Genomic DNA, 22712 nt, shown 5'->3' with positions numbered 1-22712 from the left:
GGTGCCGCCGGATAGGGTGCGGACGTGGCTGTGGCGAAGAAGATCGACCGGGCGCTGGTGGCCGACACCGCGCTGCGGCTGCTGAACGAGGTCGGCCTCGAAGGTCTCACCCTGCGCGCCATCGCCAAGGAACTGGACGTCAAGGCCCCCGCCCTCTACTGGCACTTCAAGGACAAGAAGGCGCTGCTCGACGAGATGGCGACGGAGATGCTCCGACGGATGAACGCCGACCTCGGCGAGCTCCCGGCGCGGTGGCAGGACGCTGTCACCGCCGCGATGCGCGGCCTGCGCGCGCACCTGCTGCGCTATCGCGACGGCGCCAAGGTCTACAGCGGTACGCACTTCACTGACACCTCGTACGCGGACCCGATGGAGCGCTACCTCCGGGTGCTCACGGCCGAGGGCTTCACTCCGGCCCGCGCCGCCCGCGCCTGGTTCACCGCGACCAGCTACACCATCGGCTACGTCATCGAGGAGCAGGCGATGGGGCCCGACCCGGCCGGGGGCGAGGAGGGGTACGACCTCGCGGCCCGCGCCGAACGGCTCGCCGCGTACCCGCTCGCCGTGGCCGCGGGTGAGGCGATGTTCCGCGACCACGACCGTGGCTTCGAGGAGGGCCTCGCGGCGGTCATCGCCGGAATCGACGTGACGCTGCGGGGATCTTGACGGCGTTCAGCGACCCTTGAAGGCGTTCAGCCGCGGCGAGGCCTCGACAGCGCCGAGCGCAGCTTTGGTGCCCAGCGGTCCTCGACGAAGCGGTTCAGCAGCCACGCCAGCAGCAGCATCGTCGCGATCGTCAGCAGGAAGGTCGCGTACGACGGGATGCCGAGGCTCTGGTGGTAGGCCTTGATGGCGACCCAGCCGAGGTGTTCGTGCACCAGGTAGAAGGGGTACGTCAGCGCGCCCGCGACCGTCAGCCAGCGCCAGTGGGCCCAGTTCAGCCAGCCCAGGGCGATCGCGCCGACCGCGACGAAGCCGAAGGTGACGACCAGGATGATGCCGGACGAGGTGCGGTAGGAGAAGAAGTCCGGGTTGGGCGCGTGCCACAGCGAGGAGACGGCGTAGTGCTGGCCGATCAGCCAGCTGACGATCACGATGCCCCAGGCGTACGCGTCGTGCCGGTCGCGGTGGATGAGGTAGAGGCCGATGCCGCCGATGAAGAACGGTGCGTACTCGGGCATCAGGATCAGGTCGAGCAGCGGCTCGTTCGCCGCCTCGGCGATCGCCGCGGCCATGGTCCAGCCCGCGCAGAACAGGATGATGCCCTGGCGGTTCGCGCCCGGCATGACGACGCACAGCGCGAACAGCGCGTAGAAGCGGACCTCCGCCCACAGGGTCCAGCAGACGCCCAACACCCGGTCCACGCCCAGGGGTTGCTGCATCATCGTCAGGTTCAGCAGCGCGTCGCTCGGCGAGACGGCCTTGTACGCCACCACCGGCAGCGCGAAGACCACCGTCACGAGGATCACCGCCGCCCAGTACGACGGCAGCAGCCGTGACGCGCGCGAGGCGAAGAACGAGCGCAGCGGACGTCCCCAGCCGCTCATGCAGATCACGAAGCCGCTGATGACGAAGAAGATGTGCACGCCGAGGCAGCCGTACGCGAACCACTCGCTCATCGTGGGGAACTGCAGCTTCGCGGAGGAGCCCCACGCCTTCGCGACCTCGCCGTCCCGGCCGCCGTAGTGGTACGCGGCCACCATCAGCGCGGCGATCAGCCTCAATCCGTCGAGCGCGCGAAGACGCGACGTGCGCGGCCTGGCGATGATCCGGGGCGGTGGTGTGCCGTCGGAACCGGTGCCGGTACTGACGGCGGTGGTGCCCGCCTCCGGAAAGACCGTCGGGGCGGGCTTTGAGTCGACCGAAGTCATCCGAGAGTGGCCCTCTTGAGCGATCGGGCGCGACGGGCCACACGGCGTACGGTGGCGTTGCGCGGAATGAAGGCCAGTTGGGTCGGCACGGCGCCGGGCAGGCCCAGCGAGGTGAGCCTTCGGCGCTTGAAGTAGCGCCAGGTATGGCCGTTGAGGTGGCGCGACAGATACCGCTCGGCGGTCGGCCGCAGATCCGGGTAGATCTTGGACTGCATGGCGTAGCCCACCGCCCGCAGCAGTTCGGTCAGTTGGTCCGTGCCGAGCCCCTTGCGCTGCTCGGTGACCGCCTTGCGGTCCGTCAGCTCGGGCAGCGTGGCGTCCACGATCGTCACGGGGACGCGATTGCTGTTCTCGTACGGCTTGAGGCGTTCCAGGAGCGTCTCCGTGCCGATCCGGGCGACGGGCAGGCCGTACAGCGCCGAGGCGGTGAGCAGTGCCGTGGAGAAGCAGCCGGCGACCAGCGCGGGCCGCATCCGCTGGTAGAGCACCTCGGCGAGGACCGGAGTGTCCAGCACCGTGAGTTCGGCGCCGATCTTCTCGGCCTCCTTCTCCAGGGCGCGCGACCAGCGGGCCGGGGCGCTGGGGTGCGGCTTGAACACCACGCGCTGGTGGCCGAGTTGGACGGCTCCCCTCAACATCCGTACATGCAGGTCCTCTTCCTGCTCGGCGGTGAGGATGCCGAGCGCGGAGAGGTACTGGCCGAGCAGCAGGGCCGGCTCTTCGATGACGGGCAACTCGTCACCCGTGTCGATGAGTTCGGCGAGCACCTTGGTGAACGCGTCCGTCGGCACGATCTCCGGCTCGACGCCGAACTCGGTGAGCAGCAGCGGCTTGAGGTCCGGAACCAGGTCGAGGTGGAGAAGCCGGTCGATGCGCGTGCCGACCAGCGGGTCGATCTTGCTGCGGGTGGGCCCGTAGCTCATCAGGCCGTCCGCGTAGACGGTGATGGGCGCGCCCGTGAAGATCTGCGCGACGCCGAGCGCCGGGTTCACCTGGATCGACTCGACGGCCAGCTCGATGTCGTCGTCACCGAGGTTCCAGGCGAGCCGCAGATGACGCTCCCACAGCGGTACGTCGTTCAGGCGTGGGGACCAGCCGCCCGGGTGGAAAGGGGAGATGGTCTCGTTCCACGAGACGACGTCGTCGAACCGGCCGCGCAGCTGCTCGAAGCCGGGCATCTCGTCGATGCCCGGCGAGGTCTCGGGTGTCGCCGAGTTGTTGGAGACCAGCAGGATGCGCCGGTCGGCCGGGCGGAAGCAGTCGGCGTCGACGGCCGCCGCCAGCGTCGCCGTGCCGTACAGCGTCGACGCCATGAAGATCTGGGTGGTCACGCGGCCACCCCCGCGGACACGGGACGGCGGCGCAGCCGGCGCAGTCGCGTCGCGCGCTGTACGTCCATGGAGTCGAGGGCGTCGTCGAGGACGTCCTGCGGCATACGCCGCAATGCGACGGCACTCATCGACTTCAGTTTCCGTGCCACGGGAGGCTCGAACCTTTCGATGGAACCCAGGTGATGAGAAATAATCGCACAGTAGGTCCGTACGGCCTTCGGCAGGAGTTTGTCCGCCTCACGGTCCTCGGCCGTTTCCCGTACGACCTGGTCGAAGGCGCGAATGAAATCCAGCTGCCGTACGTCCCCGATCTGCGTCAGCGAGGACGAAACTCCGCGCCGGTAGAACACGCCGAGCAGCCCCACCACGCCGAACGACTCGGCCTCGCGGTGCAGTTTCCAGATCCACGGCCGGTCCTCGGCCGTGCGCAGCCCGTCGGTGAAGTGCAGTACACCCTTGTCGACCAGACGGCGGTGGTAGATGCCCGCCCAGGCGTACGCGTAGTCCACGGAGGTGGAGCGGTCGGCGGGCAGAATCGCCTCGCGCGGGTTCAGCAAGACACCGCGCCGGCCGTGCGGAACGCGGTGGATCGAGCGGGCCCGAGCGGTCGTCTGGACATGGTCGGTACGGACGAAGTCGACGCCCAACTCCTCGATGGATGCGAGGAGTTGCTCGTAGTAGCCGGGCGCGAGCCAGTCATCGCCGTCGAGGAACGTCAGGTACTCGCCGCGCGCCGCGTCGATGCCCGTGTTGCGCGCGGTCGCCAGACCTCCGTTCTGCTCGTGTCTGACGTACACGGCACCCTGGAGCTCGCGCTCCGCGCGCGCGAGAATGTCCGGTGTCTCGTCGCGCGAGCAGTCGTCGACGAGAATGAATTCGAAGTCCTGGCGCGCGTTGGCACGCAGACTCCTCAGGGTGTCGGGTGCGTATTGCTGCACGTTGTAAAACGGCACGATGACGGAGAGCTTGACCACCCACGTGACGTTAGGCGGCGGCCCGGCATTCGTCTTGACCGATGGTGAGATGCCAGGTGAACGGCGCGTGGCGGAATGGTGAACCCAGCCTTTTCCTGCGCGGATCCGGGCCCGATTCGCCATTCGGCGATGTGCTGTTAACCCTTTGTTGCATTCCGGTTGGGCCGCGCATCGGAATCGCTTCCTAGCGTCTTGGACGTGCCAGCAAGTACTTCGAAGTCCCTGCGAGTCGCCGTTCTCGCGGATTCCGATACCCGGTGGAAATGGGGCGCGCTCACCGCGAACCGTATTGCACCGGCCGAATCGGACATCCGCCTCGACGGTTATCTCCTGCGCGGCCGTGCGACCCCCACCGCCCGCCAGCTCCAAGAGGTCGGCGTCCGCGCGGACTCGCTCCGCGAGGTCACCGGTGTCGAATTCCTGCGGACCCTGCGGGAAGCGGAGTACGACATCGTCGTGCTCGCCCTCGTCGGCGGCGCCGTCCAGGCGATGCTGCACGGACTCGGGCACGCCTGGCAGGAGCGCGCCGCCTCAAAGGGGAGCGCGAAGCGGCCCGTGGTCGTCACCGGCTATGTCGGCGTCGTATACGAGAAGCTCGCCGACGGGCTGCTGCTGCGGCACGGCGCGGACCTCGTCCTCGCCAACTCCCGCCAGGACGCGGAGCGTTTCACCGCCGTGTACGAGGGAGTGGGCGCCGACGCCTCCTCCGTGACGGAGGTCGCGCTGCCGTTCCTCGGCGGCGACTCGTACGAGAAGCACGACCCGTACACGGTCGTCTTCGCCGCGCAGCCCTCCGTGCCGGAGAGCCGCAAGGACCGTATGTACCTGCTGGAGCGGCTCGTCAAGCACGCACGGCTGCACCCGGACCGCGAGGTCCTGCTGAAGCTGCGCTCCAAGCCCGGCGAGCACACCACGCACATCGAGGAGCAGCCCTACCAGAAGCTGGCGCAGCGCCTCGACCTGCCCGCCAACTTCCGCCTCGTGTACGGGCACATGGGCGAGGTCCTCGACCGCACCGACCTGCTCGTCACCGTCAGCTCGACGGCCGCCCTCGAGTCCCTGCACCGGCGCATTCCCACGGTCCTGCTCACGGACCTGGGCGTGCGCGAGTCGCTGGGCAACCACCACTTCGTCGGCTCCGGCTGCCTCGCCTCCTGGGACCAGCTCGACGCCGGGCACCGGCCGACGCCCGACGAGGAGTGGGTGGCCCGGCAGGGCGTCGCCGCCGACGGAGCGTACGAAACGGCCTTCGACGCGGCCCGTACGCGTATCGCCGAGCTGCTCGACAAGGGCGAACTCCCTTCCCTCGCCCCCTACTACACGCCCGTCACCGCCTCCGGCTATCTGCCCGGCATCCTCGCCCGCCACCACCTCGCCCCGGACGGCAGCCCGCTGCCCGGCGCGCCCGCCGCCGACACCGAGCCGGGACCCGTACGGCAGATCGTGCGCCGGGCGGCGCGCGGCGCCTACCGGCACGGCGTGCAGCGTGTGGCGCCCGTCATCCGGCGGATGGGCGAGCTGTGAGCGCCCCCGAGCCGACGGGCGCGGGCGCCCCGAACCCCTCGCAAGGAGTACATCGCATGTCCAACTCGGAAGCGGGCCCAGCGACTTCGGTACGTCGCGTGCTCGCGGTGATACCCGCCAGGGGCGGCTCCAAGGGCGTCCCCGCCAAGAACCTCCTCCCGGTCGGCGGTGTGCCGCTGGTGGCCCGCGCGGTGCGCGAGTGCCGCGCGGCCCGGCTGGTGACGGACGTCGTGGTCTCCACCGACGACCAGGCGATCGCCGCCGCCGCCCGCGAGGCCGGCGCGGAAGTCGTACTGCGCCCCGCCGCCATCGCCGGCGACACCGCCACCTCCGAGGCGGCCGTCCTGCACGCCATGGACGCCCACGAGGCGCTGCACGGCTCCGCGGTCGACGTGGTGCTCCTCGTCCAGTGCACCAGCCCGTTCATCGTCCGCGAGGACCTCGACGGGGTCGCGGGCGCGGTCGTGGAGAACGGCGCGGACACCGCGCTGACCGTGGCACCCTTCCACGGCTTCATCTGGCGGGACGCCGACGACGACCCGGCCGTGGTCGACACCCGGGCCACCCAGGCCGTCGGCGGTGGCACGGCCGTCGCCAACACCACGGCCACGGACGGCGGTTACGGCGTCAACCACGACAAGTCCTTCCGCCCGCGCCGCCAGGACCGCCCGCAGGACCTGCTGGAGACCGGCGCCGCGTACGCCATGAACGCCGCGGGCCTGCGCGAGCACAAGCACCGCTTCTTCGGCCGTACGGAGCTCGTCCGCACCGACCCCGCCCGGGTCCTGGAGATCGACGACCCGCACGACCTCGCCCGGGCCCGCGCGCTCGCGCCCCTTTTCGACGCGAACCGCCCCGGCGCCCTCCCGACCGCCGCCGACATCGACGCGGTCGTCCTCGACTTCGACGGCACCCAGACCGACGACAGGGTGCTGATCGACTCCGACGGACGGGAGTTCGTCTCCGTGCACCGCGGGGACGGACTCGGTATCGCGGCCCTCCGCAAGAGCGGCCTGACGATGCTGATCCTGTCCACGGAGCAGAACCCGGTCGTCGCCGCCAGAGCCCGGAAGCTGCAGATTCCGGTCCTCCACGGCATCGACCGGAAAGACCTCGCACTGAAGCAGTGGTGCGAGGAGCAGGGCATCGCGCCTGAGCGCGTGCTCTACGTCGGCAACGACGTCAACGACCTCCCGTGCTTCGCCCTCGTGGGCTGGCCCGTGGCGGTCGCGAGCGCCCACGACGTCGTGCGCGGCGCCGCACGCGCGGTCACCACCGTCTCCGGTGGCGACGGCGCGATCCGAGAGATCGCCAGCTGGATCCTCGGTCCTTCTCTCGACTCCCTCGACAAGTAAGGAACTTCTCCACCATGAGCACCAACTCCCGTCTGCGCACCTTCGGTTCGAAGACCGCCGGCCCGGGCCACCCCGTCTACGTCGTCGGCGAGATCGGCATCAACCACAACGGCGAGCTCGAGAACGCGTTCAAGCTCATCGACGCGGCCGCCGAGGCCGGCTGCGACGCCGTGAAGTTCCAGAAGCGCACCCCGGAGATCTGCACCCCGCGCGACCAGTGGGACATCGAGCGCGACACCCCCTGGGGCCGCATGACCTACATCGACTACCGCCACCGCGTGGAGTTCGGTGAGGACGAGTACCGCCAGATCGACGAGTACTCCAAGTCGAAGAACATCGCCTGGTTCGCCTCCCCGTGGGACACCGAGGCCGTCGCCTTCCTCGAGAAGTTCGACGTCCCGGCCCACAAGGTCGCGTCCGCGTCCCTGACCGACGACGAGCTGCTGCGCTCGCTGCGCGCCACCGGCCGCACGGTCATCCTCTCCACCGGTATGTCGACGCCGAAGCAGATCCGCCACGCGGTCGAGGTCCTGGGCAGCGACAACATCCTTCTCTGCCACGCCACTTCGACGTACCCGGCGAAGGCCGAGGAGCTCAACCTGCGCGTCATCAACACCCTCCAGGCCGAGTACCCGAACGTCCCGATCGGCTACTCCGGCCACGAGACGGGCCTGCAGACCACGCTGGCCGCGGTCGCCCTCGGCGCCACCTTCGTCGAGCGCCACATCACTCTCGACCGCGCCATGTGGGGCTCCGACCAGGCCGCGTCGGTGGAGCCGCAGGGCCTGACCCGCCTCGTCCGCGACATCCGCACCATCGAGGCCTCGCTCGGCGACGGCGTCAAGAAGGTGTACGAGTCCGAGCTCGGCCCGATGAAGAAGCTGCGCCGCGTCTCCGGTGTCGTCGCCGAGGCGGAGATCGCCGCGGCGGCGGGCGAGCCGGTCTCGGTCTGATCCCGGCCACCACCAGTCCGTATCCACGGATCCCCCAGTCCGTACTCACGGAAGCGACGGTCATACGTCGATGAGCCCCCGCGCCGGATCCGCCGGCCCCTGCCCGGCCTCCACACACACGCTCGCGTTCGTGGAGAGCCCGGTCCAGCTCCTCAACGTCCTGGAGTGGGCGCATGCCGATGCCCTCCGGGCTGCGGGGGAGTCGACCGGACCCGCGTCCGGCGCGGGGGCGGGGCCGGCACCCGCGGCGGGCCCGGGGGCCGACACATCGACGGCTGACGCGGCGCCGGATGCCGCCGAGGCGGCGTCCGGTCCCACGCCCGGGACCGCGGGGCCGAGTCCTGCGCCGGGACCGGCGCCCATACCGGAGGCCACCGGTCCGGCGGGTGGGCCCGTGCCCGGCACCGCCGGTGCGGTGGCCCACACGGGGCTCACCCTCGTCGTTCTCTCCCCGAACGACCCCATGACCCGAGGCCAGTTGCGCCGCATGGCGGAACTCGCCCGCGGCGAGGGGCACGAGGTGCGCTGGGAGGAGGCGCGCGGTGGGGCGACGGCGCCCTTCCACACCGTGGGCGGTCTGGCGCCGCTGCTGCGCCGGGCGAAACGGATCGTCATGGGCGACCCGTTCTCCCGCTACGTACAACTCCTTCTCACCATCACCCGCGCCCGCGACCTCGTCGTCGTGGACGACGGCACCGCGACGATGGAGTTCGTCTCCCAACTCGCCCGCGGTGAACGCCTGGTGCGCTGGCACCGGCGCGGCGGCCGGCCCGGCCCGCGCGACCTGGTGTTCGCACCGATCTCGGCCTCGGCCCGACGCCGCCTCACGCCCGGCTCCGGGCGCCGCGTGGAGGTCTTCTCCTCCATGCCGATCACCGAGACGCCCGACGGCGTCCACGTCACGGCCAACGACTTCTCCTGGACCCGCGCCCGCTTCGGCCCGCCGCGCCTCACCAAGGGCGCCGACCTCGTGGGAACCTCCCTCGTGGAGACGGGCGTCGTGGACCCCGACCGCTATCTCGAAGCGGTGAAGAACCTCACCAAGACCTACGGCGCGACCCGTTACTTCGCCCACCGCCGCGAAAGCACCGACAAACTCCACCGGCTGGCCGTCGAAACCGGCCTGGAGATCGTCCGCCCCGACCTCCCCCTCGAACTGATCGCCCGCCGCGGCCCCATCGGCCGCACGATCCTCAGCTTCCCCTCGACGGTCGTCCACACCCTCCCGCTGGCACTCGTCGGCACCGAAGTCCGCGTCGCCGTCTGCGACATCGACCCGGCGTGGCTCACGGCGACCGCCTCCCCGCGCGCCCAGGGCTTCCTGTCGGGGGTCACGGGGACGGCGCGGGACGTACACCGGCTGTCGTCGGTGGTGCCGATATGACATGACGGGCGGAACAGCTCGCTGCGATGATCACCTCATTGATCCCGCACAAGCGTGAAGAGGTGAGTCCGGGTGCAGATCGACGCCGAGTCCTGGAGCGCAGCCGTCACCGATCTCTTCGGTGCCTGGACCTTCGCCGCGGTCGGCCCTCGCACTCACGAGGACTGGCGCCGCGACCTCTCCACAGCGCTCATCCTCGACACCCGGGACCCCCGCGGCTGGCTGAACGTGAACTACGCCCCCATCTGCACCGGTGACTCAAGCGCAATGACCGACCCGTTCCACAAGTGGAACAGCGAGGACCTCGACGGCAGCCTCTTCAAGATCACCGAGAAATCCGCAACCGAGATCCTCGTCGCACTCCAAGGGACCATGTTCAAGGCGAAGACCATCCCCGACTTCAGCCACCGTAGGGAGCGCCTCTTCCACAGCGCGACCACGATCCTCGCCAGATTCGGCCCTACTGCCCACTACTACGTCAACTGCTCCCTGGCCGAGGACGACCCGAACCTGGACCTTCTGAACGACGCGAACGAGTTCGCGTGTCTCTCCAAGTACATCGTCGACTGCGGTGCGGTGGTGGTGTCGGAGACCGAGGTCGGGGCCTTCTGGGGCTTCTTCGACGACTGACTGAACGGTTCAGCCGGTGTGCGTCGCGGCGAGTACGGCGATACGGCGGCCATCGGGAGAGAGCGCGACGATGCCGTAGTCGTCCAGGTCGTTGTTGAACCACTCGGTGTCCACCCCGATCCGCTCGGCCTCTCCACCCCTGGCCCACGCCTCGAAGGTCCTCCAGGAGTACCGCTCACCGGCGTCCCCTCCGACCGTGCCTACGCTCGCCATGTGCCGCCTTCCCCAGTGGGCCGTACTCCGATCCCGATCACCTGTGAGCGTAGAAGACGGTGAACACTCACGAACTGCCCGAGTGCGCCAAGCAGTTCGTCGACGAGCGCCACGTCTTCCTCTACCTGGCACAGCGCGTTCACGAGCACTGGACAGAGGACGTGTCCGCGATACTCCACGACTCAAACGGCCTCGGCCGAGCGGGAGCCGACCCGTCCGGGATGTTCAGCGACCTCACCCCTGCCGCCCTCCGGCGCAGCCTGCTGCCCGTCTCCCGCCGCGGCGCCGAGGACCTGATGGGGCTCCTGGCGGTCGGCTCCTTCTGCTACGGCCCCGACCCGACCCTCCGACAACCGAACGAGCAGCGTGACGCCGCCATCCGAGCCATCCTCGAAGCCGCCGGCGACCACACCGAGTTCTTCACCAACCACGGTCACGCGGAAGACGGCGACTCGGCTGATTTCCTCACCCGCAGCTTCCACTTCAACTCCTTGGCGAACGTCCTCTACGACGTCTGCCTGATCGGAGTCTCGCCGGAGCGTCTCCTCATCGCGTGGCGATTCGAGGACGCCTAGTGCTGTGACCGGCATGGTTCGCCGGGCTGATGGGCGGGGCAGTGGCGGTGCTAATCGAGAGGCGTTTTGAGTAGCCGCTGCGTAGGGTCTGCCGGATGACGCTCTCTCATGATGTGGCCGGAGACGGTCCTGTGCTGGTGCTGTTGCATTCCGGGGTGTGTGACCGGCGGATGTGGGATGCCCAGTGGCCGGCCTTGATCGACGCCGGTTACCGGCTGGTGCGCTGTGATCTTCGGGGCTTCGGTGAGACTCCAGCGCCGGACCGGCCTCACAGTGACGCCGAGGATGTGCTGGCCCTCCTGAACAGTCTGGGCATCGCGCAGACGACACTGGTGGGCTCCTCGTACGGCGGGCACGTCGCTTTGGAGATCGCCGCGCGCTGGCCGGACCGGGTGAACGCCCTTGCGTTGCTCTGCTCCGCCCTTCCCGGGCATGAACCTTCTGCCGAACTGCGTGTGCTCGGCGGGCGCGAGAAAGCGCTGCTCGAGGCGGGCGACATCGCCGGCGCGACGGAACTGATGGTCGACACCTGGCTGGGCCCGGACGCCGACGAGACCGCCCGCGAGGCGGTACGCCAGATGCAACGGCACGCCTTCGAGCTGCAGATGTCCGCCGCTGAGGAGTTCGAGCCGATAGAAGCCAAGATTGATCTGGCAGCCATTCAGGCTCCCTGCCTTGCCACGTCGGGGGCGCATGACCTGGCGGACTTCCGACAGATCGCAGCCCGGCTGCCGGATCTGCTCGCGAACGCCGAGCATGTCGAACTGCCTTGGGCAGGTCATCTGCCCAGCCTGGAGCGGCCATCGGCTGTCACCGATCTGCTGATCGGCTTTCTCAAGGAGAGAGTCCCTGTCGGTTGAGCCTGCTCGCGGCCTGTCCTGTCATGCTGAGGGGACGCCCGCTTCCCCGAACTCGGACAGTTCCTCGGCGGGTGGTTCTCCCAGGACATGCCCGACGAGTTCGACGATCACGACGCGGCCGTCGACGACTACCGGACCTCCACCGACCCACAGGTCGTGGCCCGCCTCGTCGGCGAACTGCACGAGCTGCTCGCCCTCGAACTGGACGAGTCCGACTACGCCCTCGCCGCCGCCGAGTTGGGCATGGAGGTCGACCCGCCGGCCCCGTACGCGCCGAGCGGCTGGCTCGCCCTCATTGCCGGCCGGCTCGCACGTCCCCGTGCCGAGTACCGGTCGCCGCAGCACGAGGAGAGCGGAGACTGACCTTCCCCGGTGACAAGCTCCCTGGGCTGCTGGAGCGGCTCCCGCCCGAGGTGCGCGCGCACGTGGGCACCGGCCTCAGTGAGGCTTGCGGGCCAGCAGAAAGGCCCGTGGGAGCTTCTCGTTCTCGTTGGGCTCGCGGATGACCTGGGCGTGCATGACCAGTCCGGCCTTGTCGATGAGTTCGGTGACGTTCTCGGGGCGCCGCCAGTGGCAGGGCAGGGAGATGGCGTGACCGAAGCGTTCCGTCAGTTCGAAGTGCTCGTCACCGGCCTGGAAGGCGAGCAAGAGGTGGCCGCCGGGGGCCAGGACGCGGTGGAACTCCGTGAAGACGTCCGGGAGTTGGTCGTCCGGGACGTGGATGGTGGAGTACAGGGCCGTGATTCCGCCGAGCACGTCGTCGGGGAGGTCGATGGCCGTCATCGAGCCCACGTGGAAGCGGAGGTCGGGGTACGTCTGCCGGGCCGTCGCGACCATCTTCGGTGACAGGTCGATGCCGAACACGGGCGTGTCCAGGCTGCTGAGGTACGCCGCCACATGCCCCGTACCGCATCCGACATCGGCCACGGGTCCGGCACCGGCGCTCCGCACGAGCTCGGCGAACGCGTTGATCAGCGCCTTGTCCAGAGGCCTACGTTCCAGGTCGTCGGGAAAGCGGTCCGCGTACTCGGTGGCTATCGAGTCGTAGGACGCGCGGGTGTTACGTATGAAGTCCGGTTCGCTCACGGTCGGGGACGATACTGCGCGGCATGGGGTCGGTGGCCGCGGTTCACTCGTTCTTCGGTGGAACGTCTGCTTCGGGGAGGGCCGTGCGATGCGTTGTCGGCGGGCGCCCCGGCCGGCGGACTGGAACGGCCCGCGACCGGGATGCGTGGTATGCGTAGAAGTCCGGGCATCGAGATCCGGCCTCCAGCGGCAGCACCGGAAGTCTCCGGGGCTCCGGAAACGGAGGCCCGGGTCGGCCCGAAAGCCGGGCGAGTGTACCCATCGTGGCTGATATGTATGCGCGAGGTAGTCGGGTTTTCTCGGCCGGCGGGCTGAATTTTTGTTGATCGTGGGGCAGCCGGGCCCCATGTCGCCCTACCCTTCAAAGGGTGAACCAGCTGATGTCCTCAGAGTCCGAGGCCGAAACGACCGGCGGAGCCGTGCTCCCCGGCACGCTCCCGGAGGGCCTGCGCGTTGAGCTCGTAGCGTTCCGCCGGGACCTCCACATGCACCCGGAGCTCGGCAACCAGGAGTTCCGTACCACCGCGGCGATCAAGGCGCGGCTGGAGCGAGCCGGGCTTCAGCCCCGTGTGCTCGCCATCGGAACCGGGCTCATCTGTGACATCGGCGAACCGGACCCCGCCCAGCCCATGCTCGCCCTGCGCGCGGACATCGACGCGCTGCCGATCCCGGACATGAAGGCCGACTGCGCGTATCGCTCGACCGTGCCCGACCGCGCGCATGCCTGTGGGCACGACGTCCATACGACGGTGGTGCTGGGCGCGGGGCTCGTGCTCGCCGAGCTGCACAAGAAGGGCCTGCTGAGGCGTGCCGTGCGGCTGATCTTCCAGCCCGCCGAGGAGGTGCTGCCCGGCGGTGCGCCCGACGCCATCGAGTCCGGGGCCCTGGAGGGTGTCGGACGCATCGTCGCCGTGCACTGCGATCCGCGGGTCGACGCGGGGCGCATCGGGCTGCGGCACGGCCCCATCACCTCGGCGTGCGACCGGCTCGAGGTCGCGCTGGACGGCGCCGGCGGACATACCGCGCGCCCGCACCTCACCACCGACCTCGTGACCGCCGCCGCCCGCGTCGTCACGGACGTGCCCGCCCTGGTCGCGCGCCGCGTCGACGCCCGCAGCGGGCTCGCCGTCACCTGGGGCCGTATCGAGTCGGGGCACGCCTGCAACGTCATCCCGCAGCACGCCGAGCTGTCCGGAACCGTGCGCTGCCTGGACCTCGACTCCTGGCGGGCCGCCCCCGACCTCGTGCACGCCGCGATCGACGAGATCGCGAACCTCTACAAGGCCAAGTCGGAGATCAACTACATCCGCGGCGTCCCGCCCGTCGTCAACGACCCGATGACGACCGAACTGCTCCGCGAGGCGATGGCCGCCCGCTTCGGCGCCCAGTCCATCGAGGACACCGAGCAGAGCCTGGGCGGCGAGGACTTCTCCTGGTATCTGGAGCAGGTGCCCGGCGCGATGGCCCGCCTCGGTGTGCGTACGCCCGGCGAGCGCGGCGTACGGGATCTGCATCAGGGTGACTTCGACGCGGACGAGCACGCCATCACCGTCGGCGTCGAGCTCTTCACGGCGACCGCCCTCCTCGACGCGACCCAGTAAGCGATCGGGGTGGGCCGGGACGGCGTCACTCCGGTTGCGTCCCGGCCACCCCAGGAGCAGCCCGGTGCGCGCGTCCCCACGGCACGCGCACCGTCACGTAGAGGCCGCCCAGGGCATACGGAGTGTGAGGTCCGCGCGAGGTGTTATGTGCCGTTCACGCCTTTCGGGACCGTGGTTCACAAGGACTTAACCGGCCATTGGCACGAATGGATAACGGCCAAGCGGTCCCCATTCCCCGGAGGGTCTACGCGCGTTACTGTGCGCCGAACTGAGCACCCACTGCGGGGCTTTGGAGAATGGGGAACTTCGAGATGCGTCGGATATCCAAACTGACCCGGGTCGCGGTGGGGGTCGCGTCGCTCGCGCTCGCTGCCACGGCCTGTGGCGGCACCAGCAGCGAAGCTGGAAGCGGAAGCGAGGGCGAGGGCGAGAGCAAGAAGGGTCTCGCCATCGCCTACGACATCGGCGGCAAGGGCGACCAGTCCTTCAACGACGCCGCCTTCTCGGGCCTGGACAAGGCCAAGAAGGAGTTCAAGTACGACACGGCCGACATCGAGCCCACTGATGGTGAGACCGACGCCGACAAGGTGCAGCGCCTGACCTCGGCCGCCGCCAAGGCGACCAAGACCAACACGGTCGGCTTCGTGGGCGGTGTGGACATCCCGCTGATCCACAAGTTCGAGGCGGGCTACAAGCAGGGCGTCACGGACACCAACCCCAAGGTCAAGGTGCTCTCTCAGTACCTGACGCAGACCGCGGAAGAGGGCGGCTTCGCCAGCCCCGACAAGGGCAAGGCTGCCGCCGAGTCCCAGCTGGAGAACAACGCGGACGTCGTCTACCAGGCGGCCGGTCTCTCCGGCCAGGGCGTGATCGAGGCCGCTGCCACCCAGAAGAAGTGGGCGATCGGCGTCGACTCCGACCAGTACGAGCAGGAAGCCCTCGCCAAGTTCAAGGACTACATCCTGACCTCCGCACTCAAGGATGTCGGCGGTGCGGTGTACGCGCTCGCCAAGTCCGTCGAGGACGGCAAGCCGCTGACGGGCGTGCAGACCTTCGATCTGAAGGTGGACGGCGTCGGCCTTGCCGAGACCAACCCGGAGTACGCGAAGATCGCGGGCCTCAAGGACGCGGTGGACAAGGCCAAGGCGGGCATCATCGACGGCTCCATCAAGGTCAAGACCGAGTAACGATTGCTCGGCACGGCTGGGGGAGGCAGGCGGGCGTCCATGGCGCCCGCCTGCTCGTCTTTCGTCGGGGCTCGCGGTGTTGTTCACGGCCGGATAACAAGGTGAACCGGAGGGGTTTTCTCTGCGGGTCTACGCGCGTTACTCTGCGGCGAAGCCAGCGCCAGGCCCGTATCGCAAGGCGCTTGGCGCTCCGCTGGAAGAACCGTGATGTACCTGCGGGCCGGCGGGGGCTGGTCGCGCCCACGCGGCGGAGCCGCATATAGATACAGCCCCGCGCCCCTTACGGGGCGCGGTACCGCACCGGACTTCACCAAGGCCGCTTTGTACGACAGGAGCAACAACTCATGCGCCGGGTTTCCCGCCTCGCTCTCGCAGGCGCCGCGACCACCTCTCTCGCCCTCGCCCTGACCGCCTGCGGCGGCACCTCGACCTCCGCCTCCTCGGAGGCGGACGGCAACCAGGGTCTCGCCATCGCGTACGACGTCGGTGGCAAGGGAGACCAGTCCTTCAACGACGCGGCGTACGCGGGCCTGGAGCAGGCGGAGAAGGAGTTCGGCTACGAGACCACGGACGTCGAGCCCACCGAGGGCGAGACGGACGCGGACAAGACCCAGCGTCTGGGCCGCCGCCAAGGCGACCAAGACCAACACGGTCGGCTTCGTGGGCGGTGTGGACATCCCGCTGATCCACAAGTTCGAGGCGGGCTACAAGCAGGGCGTCGCGGACACCAACCCCAAGGTCAAGGTGCTCTCGCAGTACCTGACGCAGACCGCCGAGGAGGGTGGCTTCTCCAGCCCCGACAAGGGCAAGACGGCCGCCGAGAGCCAGATCGAGAAGAAGGCCGACGTCGTCTACCAGGCGGCGGGTCTTTCGGGCCAGGGTGTGATCGAGGCCGCCGCCGCCAACAAGGTGTGGGCGATCGGCGTCGACTCCGACCAGTACAAGCAGGAAGCCCTCGCCAAGTACAAGAACCACATCCTGACCTCGGCGACGAAGGACGTCGCCAAGGCGGTGTACAACCTTGCGAAGTCGGTCGAGGACGGCAAACCCGAGACCGGTATCGTCAGGGGCGATCTCAAGGCAGGTCAGGTCGGTCTCGCGGACTCCAACCCGGAGTTCAAGAACAACACCGAGCTCCAGGAAGCCATCACGACGGCCAAGGAGAAGATCATCAGCGGCGAGATCAAGGTCAAGACCAGCTGATCCGGCAGGACCACGAGCAGTGCGGCGAACCCGAGGGGTCGCCGGTAACCGTGGGGTTACATCCGCTCAATGGGGTACCGGGAGTCTGGCTCCCCGTACCCCGTTCCCGGCGGTATGTCGCCCCTCTTCCGATGCCGTAGGGGCGCGCGTAGACGACCCCCTTCCCCAGGAGAGTGCGCCATCAACGCGTCCAGCAGCCCTCCGGCCGAGGCGGCGGGCGGTCAGGTGACCGCAGTCGAGCTCGCCGGGATCACCAAGCGATTCCCCGGGGTCGTGGCCAACCACGACATTCACCTCAGCGTCCACAAGGGCACCGTCCACGCCCTCGTCGGCGAGAACGGTGCCGGCAAGTCGACCCTGATGAAGATCCTCTACGGCATGCAGAAGCCGGACGAGGGCACCATCGCGGTCGACGGCCAACAGGTCACCTTCTCGTCGCCCGCCGACGCCATCGCCCGCGGCATCGGCATGGTGCACCAGCACTTCATGCTCGCGGACAACCTGACCGTCCTCGAGAACGTCGTGCTGGGCAGCGAGAAGCTGTACGGCATCGGCGGCAAGGCCCGCCGCAAGATCCAGGAGATCTCCGAGCGGTACGGCCTCGAGGTGCGCCCCGACCTCCTGGTCGAGGAACTCGGTGTGGCCGCCCGCCAGCGTGTGGAGATCCTCAAGGTCCTCTACCGTGGCGCCCGCACACTGATCCTGGACGAGCCCACCGCCGTCCTCGTACCGCAGGAGGTGGACGCACTCTTCGCCAACCTGCGCGAGCTGAGGGCCGAGGGCCTGTCGGTCATCTTCATCTCCCACAAGCTGGGCGAGGTGCTCTCGGTCGCCGACGAGATCACGGTCATCCGGCGCGGGACGACGGTCGGTACGGCCGTGCCCGCGGAGACGACCTCGCGCCAGCTCGCCGAGATGATGGTGGGCAGCGAGCTGCCGACACCGGAGACGGCGGAGTCCACGGTCACCGACCGCCCCGTACTGACCGTCAAGGACCTGCGCCTGGAGATGGCAGGCGGCAAGGCCCTGCTCGACGACATCAGCTTCACCATCCACGCGGGCGAGGTCCTGGGCCTGGCCGGAGTGGAGGGCAACGGCCAGACCGAGCTGGTCGACGCGCTCATCGGCCTCAAGCACGCCGACTCCGGCACCATCAAGCTGGCCGAGGAGGAGATCACCGCCTGGCCCACCCGTAAGCGCCGTGAGCAGGGCGTCGGTTACATCCCCGAGGACCGCCACCGCCACGGGCTGCTCCTGGAAGCCCCGCTCTGGGAGAACCGCATCCTCGGTCACGTCACCGAGCGGCCCAACGCGAAGGGCATCTGGCTCGACCCGAAGGCCGCACAGGAGGACACACGGCGCATCGTCGAGGCGTACGACGTCCGCACTCCCGGCATCGACGTCACGGCCGCCTCCCTCTCCGGCGGCAACCAGCAGAAGCTGATCGTCGGCCGCGAGATGAGCCACAAGCCGCGCTTCCTGCTCGCCGCCCACCCCACCCGCGGTGTGGACGTCGGCGCGCAGGCCGCGATCTGGGACCAGATACGCGAGGCACGCCGCGAGGGCCTGGCCGTGCTGCTGATCTCCGCCGACCTGGACGAGCTGATCGGTCTCTCCGACACCCTCCGGGTGATCTACAACGGCAGGCTGGTCGCGGACGCCGACCCGGCCACCGTCACCCCGGAGGAACTCGGCTCGGCCATGACCGGCGCCGCCTCCGGACACCTCGAGAACGAAGAGCTCGTAGAGCAGCTCGAAGAGCAGGCAGAAGCCCCGGAAGACGAGGCCCGCTGATGAAGAAGTTCGACAGGGAGCGTGTGCTCCTCGCCGTGGCCGGGCCGGTCATCGCGCTCGTCGTGGCCATGACCCTGACCTCGATCGTGCTGGTCGCCTCCGGCAAGAACCCGGTCGAGCCGTACACGCTGATGTTCGAGCAGGCCACGTTCTCCGACATCCAGGTCCTGATCATCAACCAGGCCTCGATGTACTACATCGCGGCGCTCGCGGTGGCCATCGGCTTCCGGATGAACCTGTTCAACATCGGCGTGGACGGGCAGTACCAGCTCGCCGCCATGATGGCCGCGATCGTCGGCGCCCATGTCGCGCTGCCGGCGGCCCTGCAGATCCCGCTGCTGATCCTCACCGCGGTCTTCACCGGCATGTTCTGGTCGGGCATCGCAGGCGTCCTCAAGGTCACCCGAGGCGTCAGCGAGGTCGTCGCGACGATCATGCTCAACGCGATCGCGACCTCCGTCATCGGCTACCTGTGGCTGCCCAACGTCTTCGGCGTCAAGGTCGGCAACAACAACACGACCGGCGAGATGCACGAGTCCGGCTGGATGCCCGGCATCGACATGGGCGCCTCCGGCGAGATCTACGGTTTCGTCGTCATCGCGGTGCTGCTCGGCATCGGCTACTGGGTCGTTCTCAACCGCACCCGCTTCGGCTTCGACCTGCGCTCCTCCGGCGCCTCGGAGACCGCCGCCGCGGCCAGCGGAGTCGACCCCAAGCGCATGGTGCTCACCGCCATGCTGCTCTCCGGCGGTCTCGCGGGAATGGCGGGCCTGCCGATCCTGCTCGGCGACACGCACACGTACAGCCTCAACTTCCCCACCGGCATCGGCTTCCTGGGCATCGGCATCGCCCTGCTCGGCCGTAACAACCCGACCGGCATCGCCTTCGCGGCCCTGCTGTGGGCCTGGCTCGACAAGGCCTCGCCCGAGCTGGACTTCCACGACTACGACAAGGAGATCGCGGTCATCATGCAGGGCCTGATCGTGCTCTCGGTCGTCGTCTCCTACGAGGCCGTACGCGAATGGGGTCTGCGCCGCCAGCAGCGCCGCGTCGGCGCGGAACTCGCCGCGGGCCACGTCCTCGGCGCCCCCTCTGACAACTCGATCGAGAAGGAGGTGGCGGGCCGGTGACCACCGCAACCGACCTCAACCAGCCCAAGCTGCAGCCCGCGGCACCCGTCGGCCGTCGCCTGACGCTCCCCGTCCTCCTGCTGATCATCGCGGGCGCCCTGGCGCTGACCTCGATCGTCCGCATCATCACCGGCGCCGACGGCATCACCAACGTCAGCCAGATGTCCACCGCCCTCGAACTGGCCGTCCCGATCGGCCTCGCCGGTCTCGGCGGTCTGTGGGCGGAGCGCGCGGGCGTCGTCAACATCGGCCTCGAGGGCATGATGATCCTCGGCACCTGGTTCGGCGCCTGGGCCGGCTACCAGTGGGGTCCGTGGACCGGCATCCTCGTCGGCATCATCGGCGGCTGCGTCGGCGGACTGCTGCACGCGATCGTCACCATCACCTTCAACGTCAACCACATCGTCTCCGGCGTGGCCATCAACATCCTCGCCCTCGGCGCCACCCGCTACCTCGCCCCCCTCGCCTTCGAGGGCACCCAGGGCGGCTCGGCCAAGCAGTCCCCGCCGGTGGAATCCCTCGGTGACTTCACGGTGCCAGGCCTCTCCGACGTGCTCATCGACCTCAACCGCGAGGGCTGGTTCCTGGTCTCCGACATCGCGGGCCTGCTCGGCGGACTGGTCACCAACGTCTCCTGGCTGACCCTGATCGCCATCGCTCTGATCCCCGCCACCTGGTGGATCCTGTGGCGTACGCCCTTCGGTCTGCGCCTGCGCTCCTGCGGTGAGAACCCCGTCGCCGCCGAGTCGCTCGGCGTGAACGTCTACAAGTACAAGTACCTGGCCGTGATCATCTCCGGCGGACTGGCCGGCCTCGGCGGCGTCTTCCTCTCCATCGTGGCCAACCCCTTCTACCTGGAGGGCCAGGTCAGCGGCCGCGGCTATATCGGCCTCGCCGCGATGATCTTCGGCAACTGGATGCCGGGCGGACTCGCCATCGGTGCCGGCCTGTTCGGCTACACCGACAGCCTCAACCTGCGCGGCGGCGCCGAGAACGTCCACGCCCTGCTGCTGCTCGCCGCCATCCTGCTGGTCATCGGCGCGATCTGGCTGGTGGTCAAGAAGAAGTACGTGGCCGCCGTGCTCACCCTGGCCGTCGGCGCGCTGATGTTCACCTGGTACGCCGTCACCGATCAGGTCCCGAACCAGGTCGTCTCCGCCACGCCGTACGTCATCACGCTGCTCGTTCTCGCACTCTCCGCGCAGCGCCTGCGGATGCCGAGGGCGAACGGCATGCCGTATCGCAAGGGCCAGGGCAAGTGACACCCCCCGTCGACTGGGAGGCCCTCCGGGAAACGGCGCGTACGGCCATGTCCCGTGCGTACGCCCCGTATTCGGGCTTCCCGGTCGGCGCGGCGGCCCTCGTCGAGGACGGCCGCACGGTCTCGGGCTGCAATGTCGAGAATGCGTCGTACGGGATCGGGCTGTGCGCCGAGTGCGGGCTGGTCTCCCAGCTCCAGCTCACCGGCGGCGGCCGGCTGACGCACTTCACATGCGTGGACGGCCGCGGCGAGATCCTGGTCCCGTGCGGGCGCTGCCGCCAGCTGCTGTACGAGTTCGGGGGCCCCGATCTGCTCCTGGAGACCCCGGCGGGGATCGTGCCGTTGTCGGAGATGCTGCCGCAGGCTTTCGGGCCGGGCCATCTCACCAAGTGACCGGGTCATCTCACCGAGTGAACTCTGGAAGGAAAACCATGGCCATGGACGCCATCTCCGTCATCCGCACCAAGCGGGACCGCGGTGAACTCAGCGACGAGCAGATCGACTGGGTCATCGACGCGTACACACGCGGTGAGGTCGCCGACGAGCAGATGTCCGCCCTGGCGATGGCCATCCTGCTCAACGGCATGAACCGCGGTGAGATCGCCCGCTGGACGGCGGCGATGATCGCCTCCGGCGAGCGCATGGACTTCTCGGCGCTGTCCCGGCCGACGGCCGACAAACACTCCACGGGCGGGGTGGGCGACAAGATCACGCTTCCGCTGGCGCCGTTGGTGGCAGCCTGCGGGGCCGCCGTACCCCAGCTGTCGGGCCGTGGCCTCGGCCACACCGGCGGCACCCTCGACAAGCTGGAGTCGATCCCGGGCTGGCGGGCGCTGCTCTCGAACGAGGAGATGCTGAACGTCCTGGACGGCGTCGGCGCGGTCATCTGCGCGGCGGGCGACGGTCTGGCCCCGGCGGACAAGAAGCTGTACGCGCTGCGGGACGTGACGGGGACGGTCGAGTCGATCCCCCTGATCGCTTCCTCGATCATGTCGAAGAAGATCGCGGAGGGTACGGGATCGCTGGTCCTGGACGTGAAGGTGGGCACGGGCGCCTTCATGAAGACGATCGAGGACGCGCGTGAACTGGCCTCCACCATGGTCGGGTTGGGCACGGACCACGGCGTGAGGACGGTCGCCCTGCTGACGGACATGTCGACCCCGCTGGGCCTGACGGCGGGCAACGCCCTGGAGGTCCGCGAGTCGGTGGAGGTCCTGGCGGGCGGCGGCCCGTCGGACGTGGTGGAACTGACCCTCGCCCTGGCCCGCGAGATGCTCGACGCGGCGGGTGTGAAGGACGCGGACCCGGCCAAGGCACTGGCGGACGGCTCGGCGATGGACGTATGGCGCCGCATGATCACGGCCCAGGGCGGCGACCCGAACGCTCCGCTGCCCACGTCGCGTGAGCAACACGTGATCAAGGCTCCCTCGTCGGGCGTCCTGACCCGCCTGGACGCCTACGCCATCGGCATCGCCGCCTGGCGCCTCGGCGCCGGCCGCGCCCGCAAGGAGGACCCGGTCCAGGCCGCCGCAGGCGTGGAGATGCACGCCAAGCCGGGCGACACGGTGACGGAAGGCCAGCCATTGCTGACCCTCCACACGGACACTCCGGAGCGCTTCGCGTACGCGCTGGAGGCGGTCGAGGGTTCGTACGACGTCGCGGCGCCGGGCACGGACTTCACGGCTGCGCCGGTGGTCCTGGAACGTATTGCCTGACCCGGACCGGGGGTACGACCTCCCAAGGTCGATGTGACCTTGGAGACGCGACCTCACGCCGGCTC

Annotated in this window: 20 protein-coding genes and 2 pseudogenes; 17 read left to right on the top strand and 5 right to left on the bottom strand. The window is 69.1% G+C overall.

Annotated elements, in window-relative coordinates:
• Positions 1 to 30: 30 nt before the first annotated feature.
• The gene (locus tag OP79_RS32610) at positions 31 to 666 is read left to right on the top strand and encodes a TetR/AcrR family transcriptional regulator C-terminal domain-containing protein (RefSeq protein ID WP_425428636.1); all 636 of its coding nucleotides are present in this window, start codon (positions 31 to 33) and stop codon (positions 664 to 666) included.
• 26 nt (positions 667 to 692) lie between these two features.
• Here OP79_RS32610 and OP79_RS32605 read toward each other — a convergent pair whose 3' ends face one another.
• Genes OP79_RS32605 through OP79_RS32595 form a run of 3 tightly spaced genes read right to left on the bottom strand, consistent with a single transcriptional unit; the run spans position 693 to position 4176 of the window.
• Positions 693 to 1871 carry an acyltransferase family protein gene (locus OP79_RS32605; protein ID WP_033325302.1) on the bottom strand — a complete coding sequence of 393 codons (1179 nt, stop codon included), beginning with the start codon at positions 1869 to 1871 and terminating at the stop codon, positions 693 to 695.
• A complete protein-coding gene (locus OP79_RS32600; protein ID WP_033325301.1) occupies positions 1868 to 3202 on the bottom strand; it encodes an alpha-2,8-polysialyltransferase family protein in 1335 nt (444 codons plus the stop codon). The genes OP79_RS32605 and OP79_RS32600 overlap by 4 nt, the downstream gene beginning before the upstream one ends.
• Positions 3199 to 4176, bottom strand: a complete 978-nt coding sequence (locus OP79_RS32595; RefSeq protein ID WP_033325300.1) for a glycosyltransferase family 2 protein — start codon at positions 4174 to 4176, stop codon at positions 3199 to 3201. The genes OP79_RS32600 and OP79_RS32595 overlap by 4 nt, the downstream gene beginning before the upstream one ends.
• 198 nt (positions 4177 to 4374) lie before the next feature.
• On the opposite strand from OP79_RS32595, the gene OP79_RS32590 reads away from it, so the two are divergent.
• The 5 genes from OP79_RS32590 to OP79_RS32570 all read left to right on the top strand — a co-directional run bounded on the left by OP79_RS32590 (position 4375) and on the right by OP79_RS32570 (position 10022).
• A complete protein-coding gene (locus OP79_RS32590; protein WP_033325390.1) occupies positions 4375 to 5700 on the top strand; it encodes a DUF6716 putative glycosyltransferase in 1326 nt (441 codons plus the stop codon).
• Between the two features lie 56 nt (positions 5701 to 5756).
• On the top strand, positions 5757 to 7055 hold the full coding sequence (locus OP79_RS32585) for an N-acylneuraminate cytidylyltransferase (protein WP_033325299.1): 1299 nt from the start codon (positions 5757 to 5759) through the stop codon (positions 7053 to 7055).
• A 14-nt stretch (positions 7056 to 7069) separates the two neighbouring features.
• Positions 7070 to 8008: an N-acetylneuraminate synthase family protein gene (locus OP79_RS32580; protein ID WP_033325298.1), complete on the top strand. Its 939-nt coding sequence runs from the start codon at positions 7070 to 7072 to the stop codon at positions 8006 to 8008.
• A gap of 70 nt (positions 8009 to 8078) precedes the next feature.
• Positions 8079 to 9392, top strand: a complete 1314-nt coding sequence (locus tag OP79_RS32575; RefSeq protein WP_033325297.1) for a hypothetical protein — start codon at positions 8079 to 8081, stop codon at positions 9390 to 9392.
• 72 nt (positions 9393 to 9464) lie between these two features.
• Positions 9465 to 10022, top strand: coding sequence for a hypothetical protein (locus OP79_RS32570; RefSeq protein ID WP_033325296.1), 558 nt, complete (start codon positions 9465 to 9467; stop codon positions 10020 to 10022).
• Between the two features lie 9 nt (positions 10023 to 10031).
• Here the strand turns inward: OP79_RS32570 and OP79_RS32565 are convergent, their stop codons facing one another.
• Complete coding sequence (locus OP79_RS32565; RefSeq protein WP_033325294.1) at positions 10032 to 10235, bottom strand: DUF6183 family protein; 204 nt, start codon at positions 10233 to 10235, stop codon at positions 10032 to 10034.
• Positions 10236 to 10294: 59 nt separating this feature from the next.
• Between OP79_RS32565 and OP79_RS32560 the strand changes: the two genes are divergently transcribed.
• The 3 genes and pseudogenes from OP79_RS32560 to OP79_RS32550 form a co-directional block, all read left to right on the top strand.
• A complete protein-coding gene (locus OP79_RS32560) occupies positions 10295 to 10810 on the top strand; it encodes a hypothetical protein (protein ID WP_033325293.1) in 516 nt (171 codons plus the stop codon).
• A 95-nt stretch (positions 10811 to 10905) separates the two neighbouring features.
• Positions 10906 to 11670: an alpha/beta fold hydrolase gene (locus OP79_RS32555; protein WP_033325291.1), complete on the top strand. Its 765-nt coding sequence runs from the start codon at positions 10906 to 10908 to the stop codon at positions 11668 to 11670.
• Between the two features lie 36 nt (positions 11671 to 11706).
• Positions 11707 to 12033, top strand: a pseudogene (locus OP79_RS32550) (contact-dependent growth inhibition system immunity protein); the annotation flags it as partial.
• Positions 12034 to 12108: 75 nt separating this feature from the next.
• Here the strand turns inward: OP79_RS32550 and OP79_RS32545 are convergent.
• Positions 12109 to 12756: a class I SAM-dependent DNA methyltransferase gene (locus OP79_RS32545; RefSeq protein WP_033325289.1), complete on the bottom strand. Its 648-nt coding sequence runs from the start codon at positions 12754 to 12756 to the stop codon at positions 12109 to 12111.
• A gap of 380 nt (positions 12757 to 13136) precedes the next feature.
• Between OP79_RS32545 and OP79_RS32540 the strand changes: the two genes are divergently transcribed.
• From OP79_RS32540 to OP79_RS32505, 8 genes and pseudogenes are all read left to right on the top strand, one after another.
• Positions 13137 to 14357, top strand: a complete 1221-nt coding sequence (locus tag OP79_RS32540; RefSeq protein ID WP_033325287.1) for a M20 family metallopeptidase — start codon at positions 13137 to 13139, stop codon at positions 14355 to 14357.
• Between the two features lie 311 nt (positions 14358 to 14668).
• A complete protein-coding gene (locus tag OP79_RS32535) occupies positions 14669 to 15544 on the top strand; it encodes a BMP family lipoprotein (RefSeq protein WP_106972535.1) in 876 nt (291 codons plus the stop codon).
• Between the two features lie 344 nt (positions 15545 to 15888).
• Positions 15889 to 16747, top strand: a pseudogene (locus OP79_RS49935) (BMP family lipoprotein).
• Between the two features lie 225 nt (positions 16748 to 16972).
• Positions 16973 to 18541 (top strand): ABC transporter ATP-binding protein, encoded by a 1569-nt coding sequence (locus tag OP79_RS32525; protein WP_033325283.1) that lies wholly within the window; start codon positions 16973 to 16975, stop codon positions 18539 to 18541.
• Complete coding sequence (locus OP79_RS32520) at positions 18541 to 19671, top strand: ABC transporter permease (RefSeq protein WP_033325281.1); 1131 nt, start codon at positions 18541 to 18543, stop codon at positions 19669 to 19671. Before OP79_RS32525 ends, OP79_RS32520 begins: the two co-directional genes overlap by 1 nt.
• On the top strand, positions 19668 to 20933 hold the full coding sequence (locus OP79_RS32515) for an ABC transporter permease (protein WP_033325279.1): 1266 nt from the start codon (positions 19668 to 19670) through the stop codon (positions 20931 to 20933). The genes OP79_RS32520 and OP79_RS32515 overlap by 4 nt, the downstream gene beginning before the upstream one ends.
• Entirely contained in the window at positions 20930 to 21325 is a 396-nt protein-coding gene (locus OP79_RS32510) for a cytidine deaminase (protein WP_033325277.1), read from the top strand. Before OP79_RS32515 ends, OP79_RS32510 begins: the two co-directional genes overlap by 4 nt.
• A 44-nt stretch (positions 21326 to 21369) precedes the next feature.
• Positions 21370 to 22647, top strand: a complete 1278-nt coding sequence (locus OP79_RS32505) for a thymidine phosphorylase (protein ID WP_211270905.1) — start codon at positions 21370 to 21372, stop codon at positions 22645 to 22647.
• The last annotated feature ends 65 nt before the right edge of the window (positions 22648 to 22712 follow it).

The organism is Streptomyces yerevanensis, assembly GCF_000716805.1.
Classification (GTDB): domain Bacteria; phylum Actinomycetota; class Actinomycetes; order Streptomycetales; family Streptomycetaceae; genus Streptomyces; species Streptomyces flaveus.
This window is presented reverse-complemented; position numbering and strand designations above follow the sequence as displayed.

Excerpts from the sequence above, each read along its gene's own strand:
- OP79_RS32605 (WP_033325302.1), bottom strand. The coding sequence starts at position 1,871 with ATGACTTCGGTCGACTCAAAGCCCGCCCCGACGGTCTTTCCGGAGGCG.
- OP79_RS32585 (WP_033325299.1), top strand. The coding sequence starts at position 5,757 with ATGTCCAACTCGGAAGCGGGCCCAGCGACTTCGGTACGTCGCGTGCTC.
- OP79_RS32580 (WP_033325298.1), top strand. The coding sequence starts at position 7,070 with ATGAGCACCAACTCCCGTCTGCGCACCTTCGGTTCGAAGACCGCCGGC.
- OP79_RS32575 (WP_033325297.1), top strand. The coding sequence starts at position 8,079 with ATGAGCCCCCGCGCCGGATCCGCCGGCCCCTGCCCGGCCTCCACACAC.
- OP79_RS32565 (WP_033325294.1), bottom strand. The coding sequence starts at position 10,235 with ATGGCGAGCGTAGGCACGGTCGGAGGGGACGCCGGTGAGCGGTACTCC.
- OP79_RS32555 (WP_033325291.1), top strand. The coding sequence starts at position 10,906 with ATGACGCTCTCTCATGATGTGGCCGGAGACGGTCCTGTGCTGGTGCTG.
- OP79_RS32540 (WP_033325287.1), top strand. The coding sequence starts at position 13,137 with ATGTCCTCAGAGTCCGAGGCCGAAACGACCGGCGGAGCCGTGCTCCCC.
- OP79_RS32535 (WP_106972535.1), top strand. The coding sequence starts at position 14,669 with ATGCGTCGGATATCCAAACTGACCCGGGTCGCGGTGGGGGTCGCGTCG.
- OP79_RS32520 (WP_033325281.1), top strand. The coding sequence starts at position 18,541 with ATGAAGAAGTTCGACAGGGAGCGTGTGCTCCTCGCCGTGGCCGGGCCG.
- OP79_RS32505 (WP_211270905.1), top strand. The coding sequence starts at position 21,370 with ATGGACGCCATCTCCGTCATCCGCACCAAGCGGGACCGCGGTGAACTC.